Source organism: Dialister sp. UBA1703 (assembly GCA_002320515.1).
Classification (GTDB): domain Bacteria; phylum Bacillota; class Negativicutes; order Veillonellales; family Dialisteraceae; genus Dialister.
In genome coordinates this window covers 1-17,211 of record DCJJ01000071.1, presented here as the reverse complement: position 1 = coordinate 17,211, position 17,211 = coordinate 1, and the positions used below count along the sequence as shown (strand labels likewise).

The window sequence follows — 17,211 nt, the reverse complement described above, 5'->3', positions numbered from 1 at the left end:
TCTTCGATCCCAGCCGCTCCGCGGCTGCACGCCCACCACCACCCTCAGCGGCGAAGCCGCTGTCAAACTATAGAACCCTCGGAGCGAGAGCCCCGTAAAGCTTCGGCCCCGAGGGCCGTCAAACCTCACGCCGAAGGCGTGTCCCTCAGAACTCTATCCCTCTTCTTGCCCGGATGCCTTTCTGGAAGGCGTGCTTTACCATGGTCATTTCGGTGACAGTGTCCGCCAGGTCGATGAGTTCCTTTGGCGCGTAGCGGCCGGTGAGGATCATATTGAGCTTTGGTGGTCTTTCTTTGATAAGGTCTGCCACTTCTTCTGTGTCCAGCATGCCGAAGTGGATGGCGTAGTTGATTTCATCCAGCACCACCAGGTCCCATTTCCCACCCATCACTTCATCCTTTACCATCTGCCAGGCTTTGCGGGCCAGTTCTTTCTTTTCCGCCAGTCTCTTTTCGTTGTCCGGGTCCTTTTTGTTGTGGAACACGAAACCGTCGCCCATGGGGCGGATTTCGATGCAGCCATCCGCCTTTCCCAGGGTTTCGATGGCCTTCAGTTCCCCGTATTTCCAGGCGCCCTTGATAAACTGGAGGATGAGCACCTTCTGGCCGTCGCCCCAGGCGCGGATGGCGGTTCCGAGGGCGGCAGTGGTTTTCCCTTTGCCTGTTCCCGTATTGATAAGCACAAGTCCTTTTTCTTCCATAATATCTCCTTCGGATATGAATCAAGCCCGGTTTTGCGCGCCGGGCTTGTTTTTACCTGTTGTGAAAGGCTTCGCAGGAAGCCATGAATTTTTCCGCCGCCTTCGGGTTGCCTTCGAAGGACAGGTGGAGGTAGCTGGCCAGTACATTGCCTTCAGCAAAGCCTTCCAGATGGCCTTCCTTCTGACGGGTGCCCTTCAGGTCGTAGGCCCAGGGGAAATCGTCTCCGCAGTCCAGAAGGGAGAAATGGAATTCGTGGCCCTTCAGGATATCCCCCTCATCGGCGATGATGCTCCTGCGGAGAGCCCTGCCGGTGACATAGCCTACGCGCTGCAACTTTTTCTGCATGACGCACACCCCTGGCACCAGGCCCGCCATGTCATAGGCATCGCCGTCAAAGCCCCGGATTTTTTCGCAGAGGTACATGAGGCCGCCGCATTCGGCGTAAATGGGCATGCCTGCGTCTTTAGCCCGGTGGATGGCCTCCTTCATGGAAACATTATTTTCCAGCTCATGGAGGAACATTTCAGGAAATCCGCCGCCGAAGATAAGGCCGTCCACATCGGGAAGACGGCTGTCCCTTAAAGGGCTGAAATCCACGAGCTCCGCCCCCATTTTCTCCAAAGCGTGGAGGCTGGCGGGATAGTAGAAGGAAAAGGCTTCATCCCTGGCCACGCCGATACGGACCCGGGTCTTTCTGATTTCTTCCTTCTCCTCCGGCACATCAAGGGGCGCTGCGCCTCTGGCGATGGACAGAAGCTTTTCCGTGTCCACCCACCGGCCGGCATCCTCACCCATGTGGCGGATAAGATCCGCCGTTTCGATTTCCGTAACCGGCGTCAGGCCCAGATGGCGCTCCGGCGTCTTGAGATCATTGTCCCGGTGATAGGCGCCGATGACGGGAATATGGATTTTCTCCATCACATCCCGCACCATGGCCTCGTGGCGGTCGGACCCCAGCCGGTTTAAAATCACCCCGGCAATAGGCGTATCTTTGTCGTATTCCCGAAATCCCAGGGCCGTGGCGGCAATGCTGTAGCCCACGGACTTGCAGTCCAGCACCAGAATCACCGGCGCATGGAGCTTCTTGGCAATGTCGGCGGTGGAGCTCACTCCATTGGCGCCGCCGTCATAGAGCCCCATGACCCCTTCGATAATGGAAATATCCGCATTTCTGGAAAGATAGGAGAAATTGGACGCCAGATGCTCCGCCGGCGTCATCCATGTATCCAGATTGTAGGAAGGACTGCCTGCTGCCTTTTCATGGAAACCGGGGTCAATATAGTCCGGCCCCACCTTGAAAGGCTGCACCTTCAGCCCTTTGGAGTGGAAATACGCAAGGAGCCCTGTCACAATGGTGGTCTTCCCCACGCCGCTGTTTGTCCCCGCAATGACCACCCGGGGACGGATGAGGCCTGCCATTTACTTGTCTCTCTTGGCAATAATGGTGCTGAGATAATTGGGCTTGTAATCCGCCGGCAGGCTGTCAATGTCCCGGATCACCTTTTCATCGGGAAGGCCCGCGCGGGAAACCATGACGGACCGCTTGATCATGTGATGCTTACGGAGCTCCTCCTGCACAAAGGCAAAGCTCTTGTACACCTTCATAATCACCGCATTGTCCGAAGCCGAAAGGGCCTTGTCAAACTTCTCATGATCCGCAGTGGCGGGAATGATAAGCACATTCTCCTCCCACTCCGTCACCGGCAGGCCGATATAGGACGCAATGCCAAGGAACGCCGGAATGCCGGGGATGGTTTCCACCTCATAGTCCGGAGAATCCTTGAACTCATTGAAAATATACATGTAAGTGCTGTACAGCATGGGATCCCCCAGGGTAAGGAACACCAGATTCTTCCCTTCATCCAGCTTCTCCGCAATGATTTTGCGGTTCTCCTCCCACTGCTTCTCCACAGCAGCCATGTCCGTATTCATCTGGAACACCATGGGGAGAATCGCCGTCTTGTCGGAAATATAGGGCTTGGCAATATTAAAGGCCACAGACCCTTCCTTCTTTTCCGTTTTCGGTGTAATAATCATATCCGCCGATTGGATAGCTTCCACAGCCTTCACGGTGAGCAGCTTGGAATCTCCCGGTCCCACACCGATGCCATATAATTTTCCCTTATTCATATGTAATACCTCCTCATAAAATATGAATCGTACTTTTATATTGTACCATCTGCGCCCTATGGGCGCAAAAGGTTCTTCTTTAGCGCCCATTGAGCGTCAAAGAAGAAAAGGCTGACGGGCCTGGGACCCGAGGGCTTTGGTGGCGGCACAGCCGTAATATAAAAAGGGGGCGTGCCTGTCGGCGCAGGTTGTGTAAAAGGGTTGTGTTTCAAGGGGCAAGAAAGGGTTCAGAGGGTTCAGAGGGTTCAGAGGGGAAAGATTGCCGCTGCGCGGCAATGATTATATTATAAAGTCAGCGTTAGGGATGAGATTTCTGCTGCATAAATCGCGCCGAACATTCTGATGAATTGGCCACCCCCTATCCGGCTGCGCCGGACTCCCCCCCAAAAGGCGAAACGACTCACTACATTTTGCGCGTCGCTATCGCTCCTTCAAAATGTGTTCGCTGTGCATCCACGGGAAAGCGTCTCACTTGCCACCCTATTCAGGGGGAAGAATAGAACCTCTCTATGTTTTCCTGTAGAGGTATGTAGCACAATGCTGAGCACCCACAGTCCCACCAGCGAAGCTGGGGGGAAGGTGGTGGCGGAGCCACCAAAGGGGGTGCCGCTTTTCCATCGCCCGCCAGGGCGGCTCCCTGGTTTTATCATAATGGCGCCCCTTTATTATTTTAATGACGCCCACCAAGGCCTTCGCCCCCGCCGCGTCAGCGGCCATATGCCCCTCTGCCGCGCAACGGCAGGCCCATTCTTCTGAATGGCAGAAGCCAGGCAACACCTCTGACTCCTCACGCCGAAAGAGCGTATCCATAAGGCCCCCTTTCCATCTTCCCTGTTATGCGATACAATAAAAGCATCACTATAGAGCAGACGCTCTCCAGGAGGTTAAAATGGCAGAAGAACAGCAGCAGAACCAGGATTTATACCACATGAATCTCATGCGTACCCTTTGGGAAAACACCTATCGGAGTACCGTTTTCAATTACAAGGAAGAATATGTAGCCACCTTGAGACTCATCTTCAGCATTCCGCTGGACAGAAGCGAAGTGCCGGAAAATGCGCCGGAAGTAGCTCCGGTGATTATCGTACTGGTGGAGGACACCATCCTTTCGCCTCTGGAAATCGTGGATTTCGAACAGGCCATGTCCCCCATTCTGGCCAAAAGGCTCGTAAGCGAAAACTTCCAGCCCGACCGCATTATGTACTTCTATCCCAGCCCCGCTGACGGCGCGGAAACAAAAGAAGGAAAATAAAAAAAACGCCCTGACTGCAGGGCGTTTTTTTTGATGAATCATTCGGGCCGCTAAGCAGCCCGGGTTCAGAGGGTTGTGAAGAAAGGTTCTTAAGTTTGACCGGTCTTTGGTGGTCGAGTTCTCAGGTTTGACGGCGGCTTCGACGCCGAGGGTTGTGGATAGCCGCCTGCGGCGGCTATGAATTATAAAGTCAGCATTACGGGACTTGCCTTCCCGCCGTNNCGCAGGCGAAGAATCTCAGTATGCGGCACATTTGACACATCCGGTGATAAATACCGGTCGGCGTTGCCTTTGCTGGAGAAAGGCCTATTCAGCCCTGTCGGGCAGCTCTTTTCTGAGAAAGGAGCCTTACATAAAAAAACGCCCCGAAGGGCGTTTTTTTATTATTCCGCAGAAATGAACATGGGATAGAGGGGCTGTCCTCCCTGGTAGGTTTCGAAGGTTACATCGGGGTAGAGTTTTTCCACCATGTCGATTTCCTTCAGGCAGTCCTCTTCGGAGAGGTCTTTACCGGAGTAGACGGTGACGATTTCCAAATCTTCCGTAATGATACGGGAAAGGACGTCGGTGAAGCACTTGGTGAAGTCTTTTTCCGCAATCACTTCATGGTTCTTCATGATACCCATGAAGTCGTCCTTGTGGATCACCGCATTACCTACGATGCTGTCTCTCACAGCGGTGGTAATCATGGCGGTGGTGATGTCCCCCATTCTTTCATTCATGGCAGAGAGGTTGTTTTCCAGGCTCTGGTCTTCGGAGAAGGCCATGGCTGCCGCCAGCCCTTCCATGGGGTTGGTGGAGGGAACTATGTGTACCTTTTCACCCAGCATTTTCTGGAGCTGCTGGGCTGCCAGGATGATGTTCTTGTTATTGGGGAGAATGATGTACTTTTCATACTGCCCGTTGTCCATGCCGCTGCTTAATTCCTGCACGGAAGGGTTCATGGACTGGCCGCCCGATACGACGTCGGCGCCCAGTTTTTTGAAAAGCTCGGTCCAGCCGTCGCCGGACACTACGGTGAGGATGCCCAGAGGCTTTTTCACCATTTTCTGCTGTTTTTCTTTATTTTTATGGAACTGGTCCACCATGTTGTCGCACTTGATGTCGTGGAGAGTGCCCCAGTCGGCAGCCATGTCGAGCACGTGGCCCGGACGCTGGGCGTGGATGTGGACCTTTACCAGGTTGTCCCCTTCCGCCACGATCATGGATTCACCCCAGGAGGACAGTTTCTTCCTCACTTCCTTGGCCTTAACCTTGCAGGGGCTGATGATGAATTCGGTGCAGTAGGGATATTCGATGGAGAAGGATTCGCCCTTTGCTTCCAGACGGCTGATGACGGGCTTCACGTCCACCTTCACTTCCTCCACCTTGCCGGTGAGGCCGTTGAGACAGCCCATGAGGAAGAAAATAAGGCCCTGCCCACCGGCGTCTACCACATTGGCGTCCTTCAGAATCTGCAGCTGTTCCGGTGTTTTCGCCAGGGCTTCATTGCCGCAGCGGATGGATTCTTCCAGAATCTTGCTGAAATCGGTTTCCGTGCGAATCACTTCCCTGGTGCCCTTAGCGATGCCCCGGGCTACGGAAAGGATGGTGCCTTCCACCGGCTTGGTGACAGCCCGGTAGGCATAGAGGATGCCGTACTGGAAAGCCTTGCTCATCTGTCCGCAGGATGCGGTCTTCTTGCCGTGAAGTCCCCGGCTGATGCCGTGGATGATCTGGGACAGGATGACGCCGGAATTTCCTCTGGCCCCCATAATAGCGCCGGCAGCGGCCTTCTCGGCCAGGATGCCCACCGGCTGCTCCGCCTTTTCCTCTGCAATCATGCTGTACATGGAGCGAAGCGTATTCAGCATATTATTTCCCGTATCCCCATCGGGCACAGGAAATACATTCAGCTGGTTGATAATTTCATATTTCTGCTGGAAGAGCTGGTACGCTCCCGTCAGCATGTTTTTGAAACAGATCCCATCTATTGTATTATACATGTTCATTTCCCCCATCATTTGGCACTTTCAAAGATAATCCCCGTAAGCCCCGGTCCCAGATAAGATGCCAAAACGGGTGTACCGGTGGTAAGAGTAACATCCACGTCCGGATATTCCTCCTGGACTCTGGCCTGCAGCGCCCTGCCGCCCTCTTCGTTTTCGATATGGACGATGCCGATGCGTTTGCAGGGCGAATTTTTATGAAGATAATCGATCATGGCAGCAGCTGCCTTCTTTTCCGTCCGTACCTTGGCCAGCACATCCACCTCATTATTGTCATTCAGGTAAATCACCGGCTTGATCTTCAGGATGCTTCCGATCAGACCGGACGCTTTCCCCACGCGGCCGCCCCGCCGTAAATAATCAAGGGTAGGCACGGTAAAAGTAGTCCGGAGAAGGGATGCGGACTCCAGAAGCTTTTCGCCCACTTCCTCAAAGGAAAGGCCCTTATCGATAAACTCCAGCGCATCCTCCACGATTTCCATCATGCCCACGGCGGTGGTGCGGGAATTGATTACGGAAATATTCTTCCTGCCGGACTGGCGCGCAGCAAGAACGGCACCATTGTAGGTACCGCTTACGCCGGAAGTCAGGCAGATCACAATGATCGGATCCTCTGCAGGAATAGATTCGAACATCTTGAGAAAATCGCCGGTGCTGGGCTGGCTGGTAGAAACCGCCTTCTTCGTGCTCTCGGAATACTCGATCACCTGCTCAATGGTGGCCTCGTTTTCCGGCACATACTCCCCCTTTATGGAAATGAAAAGAGGAATCACATGGATATTGGCATGGTCTGCCAGGAAATCCTTCGGCAGAGCCGCCGTACTGTCTACTACTAGCTGAATCATTGGCTAACAGTCCTTCCTGTTATTATTTTTTTGCTTTACGATGCGCTTTCCGTTCGTCAAACTCTTTCAAAAGCTGCTTATAGTCATCATCATCATACCCGTTCGTAGCCAGCATGTACTCCCTGATCTTCTTACGCTGCAAAGCCACATTCATGGCAGACAATTCGAAAGGATCCAGAGAAATCCGGGCCAGCATCTCCCCTGTGGAAGAATAGCCTACAATGCCTTCCCCCAGAAGATCCACCAGCTTCTCCCGCTTCACCACTTCGCAGAAAGTTCCGAAAAACTTCTCCGCCTCTTTAATCATGCGGTCGCGGATACGCTTGTACTCATCCGCCTTGTCCGCAGGAATCCTGAATCCATCAACTTCTACATATTTATCCGGCAAGTTAAACATAATATCTCCTGTAAATTTACATAATTGTCCACTGTATTTAACTATATCGCCCTGAAGAGTTTTGGTCAAGTTTTTATATGAAATTGATGAAATATAAGTATGGTGAGAGCTTAAAATATCCCCTATATGTTATCTTCCCGACTGCGGGGCATGAGGGAAAAGGTTCTTAAGTCTGACCGGCCCGCTGGGCCGGAGGGTTCTTAAGTTTGACAGCCGCTTCGCGGCTGAGGGTTGTGGAGGCGGCTGATGCCGCAGTTTTTAGCCCCCTTCCTTTGGAAGGCAGAAGCCCTGCAGAGGGCTTCTGAGCCGGGCTAATATGTGAGCATAGCCTGCACACTAAGCGAACACCTTAATGCCCGGCCGGAGGTGTCGCCGCAGGCGACGAAGGATAGCGGATTTTCGTAGAAAATCCGAGGCCCTGAAAGGGCCTGAATGACTCATTTGTGAATAGCCGCCTTTGCTGGAGAAAGGCCTATCCTCAGGGCTCCGCCCAGCTCCTTTCTGAGAAAGGAGCCTACGCTACGTTCTTCCTTCTTGTGTCACTGGTACTGCACGACAGAGAGCAAAAGGGAGGCGGGAGGAAGACTGATAACCTCCTCCCCTATTTCCCTATAAAAGGCTCCACGTGGTCCATCATGATTTCCAGTTTTCCTATGGTCACATCCACGTGGAAATGACCGGCGTACCATTTCTTGTACTGCAGGGAGTCCTCCACCCTGTCCAGCCAGTATTCTGTGGACTGGTCCACGCCGGGCCAGGGACGGAGGTGGAGATGGGGAATGTAACGGGCAGGGATGGTGTGGGTTAGCAGGGCATCCACTTTTCCCTGCCTTTTTTCTATGGCTTTCTCCACCCGTTTACGGATCCTGCCATCCGGCTGTTCGTCGGGAAACCAGGGCCAGCCCCGGGCGAGGCGCATAGGTTTATCAGGGCTGTAGGCGCCGCCGATGACCAGGGTTTCTATGCCGTCCAGATCATAGACCTCCCCGTCCCTGGCAAAAAGAATGGATGGAAAGGCAGACTCCACGTACACCCTGCCGCCGTGCCAGTCTTTCAGGCGGTAAGCCTTTTTGGTCGTCCTGCCGCCCCACTCATCTACCTGCACTACCCGGGTAGGCCGCATTTCATGGTTGCCGTGGATGCAGAAGAGGGTAATGGGAATCTGTGACAGCATCTGCTTTCTCGAAGGTCACGGAGGCCATTGGAAATATTGATTCCGGCGTCTCCCAGTATGATCATGATATCCTCCCTGGCGGTTCCCATTTCCATGCAGAAACGCCGGATTTTTCCGAATTCTCCATTACAGTCGCCGGTAATATAAATCATAAAAGCCTCCTTTCATCCAGGAAAGCGCCACCGGCGCGATGGAAAACAGACTGTCAGGTGCTTACCTTTCTGCTCATTTCATAAACTTCATGGGGAGCGATGTCCTGGCCGCGGGGCCAGCAGATGGTGTCTTCCGTAAGAGGGAAGATTTTGGCTTTTCTGAAATAGTCCGGATTCCTAAGTTCTCCCATGAAGTCTCCCTTGAACCAGGGGGATAGGTCCAGCAGGCGGATTTCCCCGTTTTCATAAAACAGTTTGATTTCTTTGTCCGAAACGATTTCTATGTGCTCCAGTTTCATGATGTGCCTCCTTTTATACTTTAATTGCAGATAAGGCCTGCGCCGCCGTCACTCCCGCTCCCTCGGGAGCGGGCTGGGCGGGCGGGTCTGTCGGTCTAGAAAAGACTGCAGATGAAATTGAAGATGCAGGAGAGGAGGTACCCCAGACCCAGCAGGACGAATACGGGCCAGAGGATGACTCCCAGAATGTAGCCTACGATAAATGAAATCATTTGTCTCACCTCCTTTTCTTGGAATTCGCGAAGCCTTCGGGCTACTGTGGATAGATACTGCAGATGACAGGCGCGGTGCCTTTAGTGATGCAGTCTTCATTGATGTATACCCGGCAGGGGGTTTTGGCCTGCATGAGGGGATAGCTGGGATAGATGACCTGACTGAGTACGGAGACAAGGCCTCTGGCGCCCAGTCCCTTCTTCATGGCAGCCTTGACCATGGCCAGGCGGGCCTTATCGGCAATAACCAGGAAGATGCCCTGTTCGCAGAAGAAGGTGCTCAGCCGGCCGAGGTCCGTACCGCTGCTGCGTTTAGCGATTTCCGCAAGGGCCTTTTCCCCGAGGAGCTTCATCACCACCAGATCCGCCATGCGTCCTGCGATTTCAGGAATGAGCTCATAGTAGCAGATAAGGGTTTCCATGTCGGGCACCCTGTGATTACCCGGCTTTTCCACCTCCTGCAGGCGGGCGGCGTAGGAGGCTGCCAGACGGCTCCGCTGTGCCAGAAGAGCAGCTTCTTCTTCCGCCCTGTCGTTCTGGAGCGTGGTGGCTCTGGAGAGGGCAAGATTCAGCTCATCCCTTTCAAGGACCAGCTTTTCCAGTCTCTTTCTGTACACCCCTTCTTTGGCGCTGATCTGAAGTCTCAGGGTATCGATGGAAGTCTGGAGCTCATCCAGTTCCCTTCCCCTGCTTTGGCAGAGGCGGTGTTCCTTTTCCACCCTTCCCCTTGTATCTCTCTCCCTTTCCGGTTCAGGGCCGGCCATGCTGTCTACGCAGGTGAAGCCGATGGGTCTTGTCTCTCCACCCTCGCGGCCCAGATCGGTGAGAAGCCGGCTCCGGTCCACCAGCTCGCAGTGGATGAGGCCCGCCCGGTTTTCCAGTTCCGCCAGCCGGTCCCTGTCTCCCATGAGGGCCTTGTCCGCCTCCAGGCGGCAGGCGGCGATACCGGACTCCGCCTTCAGAATCCGGTTTCTGAGTTCCAAGCATTTCTTTTCCTGCGCCGCCCGCTCGTTTTCCCTGCCTGCCGAAAAATCCGCCAGTCTGGCATCCAGGGCAGCGAGTTCCTTGTCCCGGGCCATCCGGATTTCCTTGCCCATGCCTTTCCTTACCGCATCATCGAGAGCGGAAAAGGAACCGGCCAGCACAAAGATGGTGTTCTTCGTGGTGATGGTGGGATGGCATTCGCAGGTAATGCCCAGCTCCTCTGTGCTATAGGTGCCGCCCTCCAGCAGTTTCAGGAGAGATCCCTGGCTCAGGGTATGATAGTTGCTGATGTCGGCCCCCTTTACCGGCTCGATAGCCTTGTCAAATTCATCGAGAATGACTACGGAGCCCATATTGAACTGTTCCACCAGCCTGTCCACTGGCTCATCGGGGTAGACGGACTGCATCTGGCTGATAGCATCGGAAATGACGGTCAGCCAGCTCTGCCCCTTAAATCCGGTGGGCACCTTGGAGGAGGCATCGATGCGGCTTACGGGAATTTCCATATTCCGGCAGATGCATTCCACCGTGGCCGTCTTGCCGCAGCCGGAAGGGCCGGTGATCATCAGGCTCTTCAGCGGCACTTCCTGGAAGAAGCTGTCTCCCTTATGCCTGCGGTTGTAGTTCAGCTTGCAGAGCTGGATGACAAGGAAGGAGCAGATCTGCTTCACTGCCTCATCCTGCCCTACGATTTCCTCTTTGACCAGATCCGCCAGGTCACCGGCCATATCCTCGGGGAACCGGTCCTTCAAGAGTCGGTACGGCGCATCGGCGTTGAATTTTGCGTAAGTGAAATCTTTGTTCTTCTTATCTTTTGTATCCATGACAGTCTCCTTTATATATGTAGAAATAGACAGGCCCGGGGAGATCTCCTCTCCCCGCTGCCTGCGGGGCTCATTAACCCCTGCTGAGATGCATGATGTAAATCTGTTCCAGCCGTTTGCCTGCGGCCCGGTCACATTCCAGGACGCCCCGGATAAAAGGACTCACTTCGGCCATGATTTCCCTCTCATGGTCAGTCACCCCGGGAGAGCGGTATAGTTCAAAAAGCTCTGAATCCGTCATATGGCTGAATCGCGCCCTTAATTCCAGATCATTTTTATCGTCCATATCCCTATCCGTCAGCCTCCATTAGCCGGTCACTGTCCATGAGCCCCGCCTCGTAATCCAGGCAGGCCTTCACCTTCGAATTCACCAGCCCCAGAAGATAGCTGTCACGCTCACCCAGACGGCCGGAGAGATAGAGCTCCCACTGCAGCGACTTCGGCACGTGCTCAAAAAGCACCACCTTTCGCCGGTCACCCTCTGAGAAGCCGGGATCCAGATTGATTTTGTTTTTATCTATTTTCTTTGTCATATTTTTCCCTTTTCTTTTCTAAATTGGAATTTTCAGCCTTCTAAAATCTATTTACTGTAGTCACTGTCTATTCTTTATTCCATGAACTCCTTTTCATTTCTGTCATCTCCTTCTTCTATTCAAAACTTCTAAATTTAATGAATATCTTTTAAGGTCGGCGTTTCAACGCCGAACCCTCTCCTTTTGCCTTTGGCATCCTTATGAAAGAAACGGTAATCCTGACGTACTTGAAAAAACCTGTACCAGGTACAAAGGTGAATTTTATGAATCCATTTGTTAATTTCAATAGAATTTAAAGAGTTAAATTTCACATGGATACATATGATCTATTATTTATTGACTAGTTATTTTTATGATATATATTTTCACGATTACGGAATTTGAGTCCGCTGTGTTAATCAACGTTTAATTATGAACTTATGTTCTTTCGCATACATTCACATCTCCACAGTCAAAACTGCGGTAAATTTAAAAAGCAGCATCCGTCAAAATGACAGATACTGCTTTAAGGTTTTGTCAATATATAACATTTTTATAGCAAAAATTCTTTCCCGCCTGTAAAACCTCCGACGCAGCCAAGGTTCATAGTTCCTTTATTACCCTTTCTTTTTCACAGGAAACGGATAGAAATACAGAAAATCTGATTTCATCGTTTATAATAGAACCCCGCCGGAAAGAAGGGCTGAAAGGAGATGACACATATCCACAATGTAAGAGATACCGCCCATGCCGGGATAAGGAAAGCCGAAAGGAGGCACTATGATACATAAGAGAAAAAAACAGCTCTCCCGCATCTTGAGAGAGCCCAAAATGTCGGGCTGTGATATGTGGAACCTCTATGGGAAGCTGGCCGCCCATAACTGCGCCGGCATCCGGAAGCTGCTGGACACCATGGACGAAACCAGCTCCGCCCCTATGGAAGACCATGAGGAATGGAAGAATATTTTAAGAGCCATGCTCTATTCCTTTGAAGAAATCAGGCTGGACTTTCCCGATGACCCCTACGCCGTCTGGTTTAACAGGGAAGCCGGTAAGCTGGAAGAAAAGGGCGTACCCCTCTACTCCGAAAAGCCATTGCCGGAAAATCCAAGGGGCACCGAAATGGTATTCAATACGCCTGACATTCCACCTTCAGTCCTGCATGCATATGAAGCATACCGGCAGAAAATACAGAAAGGCCTTAATTTATACGCCCAATATTTTTTAGCCCTGCATGACTAAGGAGCCGCCTGTGAAAAGAATACGAAAACCGGAATATAAAAGAAATCATCCCTATGTGTCCGAAAGGGACGCCCGGAACCTGGACGATTTCTTCTCCCCCATCCTCTGCGCCGGCCTCCGCCGGTTCCTTACCCTGAAACTCGAGCACATTCCTGCCGATAAATTTGTAATGGACCCGCACAGTAAACTGATGGAACTGACAAACAATTTTCCCGCCTGGCCGGAAAATTTAGCAGATGAAACGTGTGCGTATGAGAATAAAGTAAAAAAAGGCATCCGCCTTTTTGCCAAATATTACAGAGACCTTCATACAAATAAAATCCCCCCGTCCCTGGTCCACAGGAAAAAGGGAGAAAAGCCGCCAAGAAAACGGATGCTGGCGAAAGCAAGGAAAGAGCCCTTCATCTCCGAAAGTGAAGCAGCCGGTCTGGTAACATTATTTACGCCCCTCATCTGCGCGGGGCTCAGCCGCTTCCTCGCCCTGGACCTCACCGGCTGCATCGACGTGACTGAGGGTGTAGAAGGCTGGAAAAAAACGTATCAGCCATGCTCTGGTCTTTTGAACAGATCCGGCAGGGATACCGCGACAGCCCCATGGAAAACCGGCTCGATGATGAATGCAGGAAGCGGGAAAAAGAGGGCCTTCCCGTCACCACGGCAGCAGAAGATCCGAACCCCGGGGAATGGAGCGCCATCCGCTTCCATGTCCCTGATGTGCCGCATGATGTGACTAAAGCAGAAAAAGAGTACGAAGAAAAAATGCAGAAAGGCCTGGACCTTTTTGGAAAATACTATAGAGACCTCTGGGATTAAAAGAAGAATAGAAACAGCCGTAGGAGCGGGAATCGCTTTTACGGCTGTTTTTTGTGCGGGCTGTTTATCTGTCCCCCTTGTCATCGGTCGGATAGTCGCGGGGCTGGATGGAAAGGATGGGCACAGTCTTCAAGATTCCCATGATTTACTAGGTTACTTATACATCGCAAGTTAGAAAGCATTAATTATATTACACAATCTTTAACTACATTTGGTTGTAGTTTCCTGTTCTAGTAAATCCAGTTCTTCAAAGCCAATATCCTTGAAAAGATTATATGTCTCCTGAAGCCTATCAGTATCCGGAATATAAATTATCAACCCATCTCGACCGCGGGTAAGCAAAATACGATAAGCATTTGATCTCAATGAATTTCGGAATGGATTTTTCAATAAAAAATTCCACTTCCCTTCCTTCCATACCATATCATGCCTCCAACAGACAACTGGCATATCCAATTCAAGTCCCTGGCAGGCAAATTCATTAGCCACCGAACGAAAGTCTCTACTAAAGTCTCCAATAGAATGAGATTGCCCAGCAGTATTATTATTAGTATACCATTTGCCACATTCATCTTGTCTATTTACCGTTTTACGTGCGTTTAATCGATTATTCGCAATTTGACGGTATTTTACTTCTCCTTCACAATACCCTTCTTCATTCCAATTTTTGCCCATTTGTAAGGAGCTAGTGAGAAATCCGTAGTATTTTCTACGGTCATTTTTATATCGGCCTCAGCAATATCTTATCGCTATATTTCTATTATGGGTTATGTATAGTGGGAAACTATCATCAATGTTTTTCCTAACTTTTTTTGCTCCTTCTTTATCACCGGCTATGATTAAATTAACAAGCTCGCTTATATCTTTAGCTGTGTGACTTCTCAGACAAACGGTCAAATTTAATTGTTCATATGTATGATGAATAGCATTTCTTGGAAAATATTTAGCAAAATTATCCGGGCAAACAACTTCCCAACTGGGTTGCAAATTCTTTGCCCAATTATCAATCGAAGCTTTTTCTTTATCTCTAATATTCTGTTTATCACCATATAGAACTAATAAAAATCCCCAATCGAGTCCCTTTTCCATTTTATTCATGATTGTTAAAGGCTGATTGATTTTACCATCATCAGTAATCCAAGCCCTTTGTCCCTCATCAAATACCAATACATTCATGTCAATACTATCTTGATTTATTACGTTAAAAAGTTCTTTTATCAGTGCTTCGCTATCCTTTTTTATATCCTTTTTATTTTGAGCAAGCGTGTATTGAAGAACTTCAACGAGCGCTGCATTACCAGACATATACATAGCTCTATCCTTAGTTTTTTCTGCCTCTTCATAAACTAATCTCAATCCCAGTCGTGTCTTTCCAGAACCTGGTACTCCTGATACAAAACATACTACAAACTTATGATTATCTTTTGCATATTTAACATTGTCTTTAATGATTTTAAATGCTTTACCTATACCTGCACTATTTGCTGTCCGTATTTCTGGCAATGGTTCATTCTTCGCATACTGGCAAACTGCTTCAAGAATACTCGGGAGAGGTTCGTATTTTGATTTTACCCATCTCTTCCAATCTATTGGTTTTGTATCTGAACACTCGATTTTTAAGTTTTTAGGTGAACAGATGCATGCCTTATTACAAATTTGATATATATTCAGTTTATCGTTTACCTTTTTATTATTGATATCCTTTGCACAATTAGCACCAGTATATACTAATATTAGATAAATATTTTTTCCTCTTGATTCTAAATGATATTCTGATAAATCTCTCTGATATGCCAAAAGTTGATCAAGGTCTGGCTTTACAAAATGATCTGACATCTTAAACTCTAAAAGATATATCTTCGACGAGCTAAGCAGAATAACATCTGGACGACGCCCTCCCTCATAAGGTAATTTATATTCAAAAATTATAGTGGTATTTTTAGGATGGGATGTATTAGCCAAAGCCATTTGCATGACGCGGAAACAATCTCTCCAAGCAGTACACTGATCCTTTGTTAATTTAAACTTCGGATACACAACCTTAAAATTTTTAGTCATCAAATTCAGCCACTTTTTTTCGCTGATTTGTTTAAAGGCAAGAACACTATCTGCATAACAAAATTGCTTCATTTCTTCGTTTTTATCCATCATTTAGCTTTTATCCTTCTTCCTGCATCCAGTTTTCCCTGAGTTCATAAATAAAAACTTGTATATATCTTATACAAAAATATTTTTCGAACAAATTACTAGCCGTTTAAAAGTTAACAATTTTGTGGGCCAGATTTGATTGGCTTTCTCTAACAAGACTTTCCCGCACTATCTCTTTCCTTCAAATCAATCAGCTTCGCTCTAAATCTATCTGGTTTCGTTTGGTATTTTATCAGTTTCGTTTTCTTTATTTGGCGGTTGCAAAGTATTTATTGATTTCTGCAAATGCTTTGCTCATATTAGGATCGGCCTTTGGATTCCTAAGCTGGTAAGTACCTTTCATGTCTTTGTATCCTACATCCTCAGAGCCTTCTTCAAACTTCATGTATACAGGTGTTGCGGATACCTTGCCTTCTATGTCTGTAACTACGAAATACCCGGTTAGTACTGCTCCTGCATTTTTGATTTTGTCATTCTTGATATATTCTGCAAGTTTAGCAGCTTCATCTTTGGTAAGAATGTGGAATATTTCAATCAGGTATTTGTCTTTTACCTGGATAGTATTTCCATCCTTGTCTTTCAAATCGGTCTTGATTTTCTGGTAGCTTGCAGCATTGAGGAAGTTGCGGTCATCCAGTTTGATAAACGGGTTCTGTCCTTTTATATTCTTTACTTTGGTAATGATCGCCGGTTCATCCGGATTACTTACCGTAATGGTTTCGTCAGCTGCGTTTGCGCCCATAACTCCTGTAAAGATTCCAAATGCGGCAGTCATGATAATCAGTGCTTTTTTTAATCTTTTCATTGTGTTTTACTCCTTTTTTTGAAAATCTTAACGTCTTACTTTTATTTTATACCTTGCTATTATTACTTACAACGATTTTCAGCCATGTTGCAGAAAAGTCAGCAACCCCCATTTCAAATAGAGGTTTGCTAATAACCCCTCCGGGGTATTGTACTGGCTCCTGCCTCTGGCAGGTCTAGCAAATGCTACCATACTAACTTGGGGCTGTGAAAAAATGTTCAATCATTTTTTCACAGCCTCATTTTTATGCATTTCATTATGGTTGCATTCCAATGAAGAGGGAAAAATGGTTATACTCCCCCCTTGCCCCCACAAGACGCGACTATTTCCATTTATGCAATTTCTTGTTGTCGTGTCCGCTTATGGTAGTATTTATTTAGGTTTTGGCCAATGGCAATCAAATAAATCTCCAGTTTCACTCTTTTCATGCTCCGACGTTGAATGCGCTTGTAGTCGTGGTCATTTTTTACGATTCCAAAGGTCCCTTCTGACTGGATGGATCGGTTCATCCTCAAAAAGGCGCCTCTGATGCTTTCCAGATTCTCCAGAACTTCCTCGTGCATAGCTGTCAGTTCCTTGTTTATGCGAACCGTACGATTGCCTTTGCCTCTTTTGCATTTCTCGGCATAGGGACATCCCGTGCAGTCTTCACACTGGTAGATTTCTTCTTCTCTTCCGTATTTATTTCCCTGTATTGGCTTTCTGTATTTAAGATGGAATGCCTTATGGTTCG

The 17,211-nt window shown here is 49.2% G+C and carries 18 protein-coding genes; 3 read left to right on the top strand and 15 right to left on the bottom strand.

Annotation, left to right across the window (positions count from 1 at the left end):
• Positions 1 to 145 precede the first annotated feature (145 nt).
• From cobO to cobI, 3 genes are read right to left on the bottom strand one after another with little or no spacing between them, the layout of a single operon-like run.
• Positions 146 to 700, bottom strand: a complete 555-nt coding sequence (cobO, locus tag B2Y11_RS03305) for a cob(I)yrinic acid a,c-diamide adenosyltransferase (protein ID WP_291056181.1) — start codon at positions 698 to 700, stop codon at positions 146 to 148.
• 52 nt (positions 701 to 752) lie between these two features.
• Positions 753 to 2,120, bottom strand: a complete 1,368-nt coding sequence (locus B2Y11_RS03300) for a cobyrinate a,c-diamide synthase (protein WP_291056178.1) — start codon at positions 2,118 to 2,120, stop codon at positions 753 to 755.
• A complete protein-coding gene (gene cobI, locus B2Y11_RS03295; protein ID WP_291056175.1) occupies positions 2,121 to 2,831 on the bottom strand; it encodes a precorrin-2 C(20)-methyltransferase in 711 nt (236 codons plus the stop codon).
• Positions 2,832 to 3,720: 889 nt separating this feature from the next.
• Here cobI and B2Y11_RS03290 point away from each other — a divergent pair.
• Positions 3,721 to 4,083 (top strand): hypothetical protein, encoded by a 363-nt coding sequence (locus B2Y11_RS03290; RefSeq protein ID WP_291056172.1) that lies wholly within the window; start codon positions 3,721 to 3,723, stop codon positions 4,081 to 4,083.
• 383 nt (positions 4,084 to 4,466) lie between these two features.
• Here the strand turns inward: B2Y11_RS03290 and B2Y11_RS03285 are convergent, their stop codons facing one another.
• The 8 genes from B2Y11_RS03285 to B2Y11_RS03250 form a co-directional block, all read right to left on the bottom strand.
• Positions 4,467 to 6,068, bottom strand: coding sequence for a DAK2 domain-containing protein (locus B2Y11_RS03285; RefSeq protein ID WP_291056170.1), 1,602 nt, complete (start codon positions 6,066 to 6,068; stop codon positions 4,467 to 4,469).
• Positions 6,069 to 6,082: 14 nt separating this feature from the next.
• On the bottom strand, positions 6,083 to 6,916 hold the full coding sequence (locus B2Y11_RS03280) for a DegV family protein (RefSeq protein ID WP_291056168.1): 834 nt from the start codon (positions 6,914 to 6,916) through the stop codon (positions 6,083 to 6,085).
• A 22-nt stretch (positions 6,917 to 6,938) separates the two neighbouring features.
• Positions 6,939 to 7,313 carry a hypothetical protein gene (locus B2Y11_RS03275; RefSeq protein WP_291056166.1) on the bottom strand — a complete coding sequence of 125 codons (375 nt, stop codon included), beginning with the start codon at positions 7,311 to 7,313 and terminating at the stop codon, positions 6,939 to 6,941.
• 601 nt (positions 7,314 to 7,914) lie between these two features.
• On the bottom strand, positions 7,915 to 8,487 hold the full coding sequence (locus tag B2Y11_RS03270) for a hypothetical protein (RefSeq protein ID WP_291056163.1): 573 nt from the start codon (positions 8,485 to 8,487) through the stop codon (positions 7,915 to 7,917).
• A 205-nt stretch (positions 8,488 to 8,692) separates the two neighbouring features.
• Complete coding sequence (locus tag B2Y11_RS03265) at positions 8,693 to 8,938, bottom strand: DUF2442 domain-containing protein (protein WP_291056160.1); 246 nt, start codon at positions 8,936 to 8,938, stop codon at positions 8,693 to 8,695.
• A gap of 253 nt (positions 8,939 to 9,191) precedes the next feature.
• On the bottom strand, positions 9,192 to 10,958 hold the full coding sequence (locus tag B2Y11_RS03260) for an AAA family ATPase (protein ID WP_291056157.1): 1,767 nt from the start codon (positions 10,956 to 10,958) through the stop codon (positions 9,192 to 9,194).
• A gap of 73 nt (positions 10,959 to 11,031) precedes the next feature.
• Positions 11,032 to 11,244: a hypothetical protein gene (locus B2Y11_RS03255; RefSeq protein ID WP_291056154.1), complete on the bottom strand. Its 213-nt coding sequence runs from the start codon at positions 11,242 to 11,244 to the stop codon at positions 11,032 to 11,034.
• A 4-nt stretch (positions 11,245 to 11,248) separates the two neighbouring features.
• Positions 11,249 to 11,491 (bottom strand): hypothetical protein, encoded by a 243-nt coding sequence (locus tag B2Y11_RS03250; protein WP_291056151.1) that lies wholly within the window; start codon positions 11,489 to 11,491, stop codon positions 11,249 to 11,251.
• A gap of 759 nt (positions 11,492 to 12,250) precedes the next feature.
• Here B2Y11_RS03250 and B2Y11_RS03245 point away from each other — a divergent pair.
• Positions 12,251 to 12,712 carry a hypothetical protein gene (locus tag B2Y11_RS03245; protein WP_291056147.1) on the top strand — a complete coding sequence of 154 codons (462 nt, stop codon included), beginning with the start codon at positions 12,251 to 12,253 and terminating at the stop codon, positions 12,710 to 12,712.
• Between the two features lie 10 nt (positions 12,713 to 12,722).
• Positions 12,723 to 13,442, top strand: a complete 720-nt coding sequence (locus tag B2Y11_RS03240; protein ID WP_291056144.1) for a hypothetical protein — start codon at positions 12,723 to 12,725, stop codon at positions 13,440 to 13,442.
• A 284-nt stretch (positions 13,443 to 13,726) separates the two neighbouring features.
• Here the strand turns inward: B2Y11_RS03240 and B2Y11_RS08730 are convergent, their stop codons facing one another.
• The 4 genes from B2Y11_RS08730 to B2Y11_RS03225 all read right to left on the bottom strand — a co-directional run.
• Positions 13,727 to 14,200, bottom strand: a complete 474-nt coding sequence (locus B2Y11_RS08730) for a DNA/RNA helicase domain-containing protein (RefSeq protein ID WP_349676012.1) — start codon at positions 14,198 to 14,200, stop codon at positions 13,727 to 13,729.
• 57 nt (positions 14,201 to 14,257) lie between these two features.
• The gene (locus B2Y11_RS08725; protein WP_349676011.1) at positions 14,258 to 15,676 is read right to left on the bottom strand and encodes a DNA/RNA helicase domain-containing protein; all 1,419 of its coding nucleotides are present in this window, start codon (positions 15,674 to 15,676) and stop codon (positions 14,258 to 14,260) included.
• A 244-nt stretch (positions 15,677 to 15,920) separates the two neighbouring features.
• The gene (locus tag B2Y11_RS03230; RefSeq protein WP_291056142.1) at positions 15,921 to 16,478 is read right to left on the bottom strand and encodes a hypothetical protein; all 558 of its coding nucleotides are present in this window, start codon (positions 16,476 to 16,478) and stop codon (positions 15,921 to 15,923) included.
• 332 nt (positions 16,479 to 16,810) lie between these two features.
• Positions 16,811 to 17,211: transposase (locus B2Y11_RS03225; protein WP_291056140.1), on the bottom strand; the 401-nt coding region annotated here is incomplete at its 5' end.

Excerpts from the sequence above, each read along its gene's own strand:
- B2Y11_RS03265 (WP_291056160.1), bottom strand. The coding sequence starts at position 8,938 with ATGAAACTGGAGCACATAGAAATCGTTTCGGACAAAGAAATCAAACTG.
- cobI (WP_291056175.1), bottom strand. The coding sequence starts at position 2,831 with ATGAATAAGGGAAAATTATATGGCATCGGTGTGGGACCGGGAGATTCC.
- B2Y11_RS08730 (WP_349676012.1), bottom strand. The coding sequence starts at position 14,200 with ATGGGCAAAAATTGGAATGAAGAAGGGTATTGTGAAGGAGAAGTAAAA.
- B2Y11_RS03280 (WP_291056168.1), bottom strand. The coding sequence starts at position 6,916 with ATGATTCAGCTAGTAGTAGACAGTACGGCGGCTCTGCCGAAGGATTTC.
- B2Y11_RS08725 (WP_349676011.1), bottom strand. The coding sequence starts at position 15,676 with ATGATGGATAAAAACGAAGAAATGAAGCAATTTTGTTATGCAGATAGT.
- B2Y11_RS03285 (WP_291056170.1), bottom strand. The coding sequence starts at position 6,068 with ATGTATAATACAATAGATGGGATCTGTTTCAAAAACATGCTGACGGGA.
- B2Y11_RS03275 (WP_291056166.1), bottom strand. The coding sequence starts at position 7,313 with ATGTTTAACTTGCCGGATAAATATGTAGAAGTTGATGGATTCAGGATT.
- B2Y11_RS03300 (WP_291056178.1), bottom strand. The coding sequence starts at position 2,120 with ATGGCAGGCCTCATCCGTCCCCGGGTGGTCATTGCGGGGACAAACAGC.
- cobO (WP_291056181.1), bottom strand. The coding sequence starts at position 700 with ATGGAAGAAAAAGGACTTGTGCTTATCAATACGGGAACAGGCAAAGGG.
- B2Y11_RS03270 (WP_291056163.1), bottom strand. The coding sequence starts at position 8,487 with ATGCTGTCACAGATTCCCATTACCCTCTTCTGCATCCACGGCAACCAT.
- B2Y11_RS03250 (WP_291056151.1), bottom strand. The coding sequence starts at position 11,491 with ATGACAAAGAAAATAGATAAAAACAAAATCAATCTGGATCCCGGCTTC.
- B2Y11_RS03290 (WP_291056172.1), top strand. The coding sequence starts at position 3,721 with ATGGCAGAAGAACAGCAGCAGAACCAGGATTTATACCACATGAATCTC.
- B2Y11_RS03260 (WP_291056157.1), bottom strand. The coding sequence starts at position 10,958 with ATGGATACAAAAGATAAGAAGAACAAAGATTTCACTTACGCAAAATTC.
- B2Y11_RS03255 (WP_291056154.1), bottom strand. The coding sequence starts at position 11,244 with ATGGACGATAAAAATGATCTGGAATTAAGGGCGCGATTCAGCCATATG.
- B2Y11_RS03230 (WP_291056142.1), bottom strand. The coding sequence starts at position 16,478 with ATGAAAAGATTAAAAAAAGCACTGATTATCATGACTGCCGCATTTGGA.
- B2Y11_RS03245 (WP_291056147.1), top strand. The coding sequence starts at position 12,251 with ATGATACATAAGAGAAAAAAACAGCTCTCCCGCATCTTGAGAGAGCCC.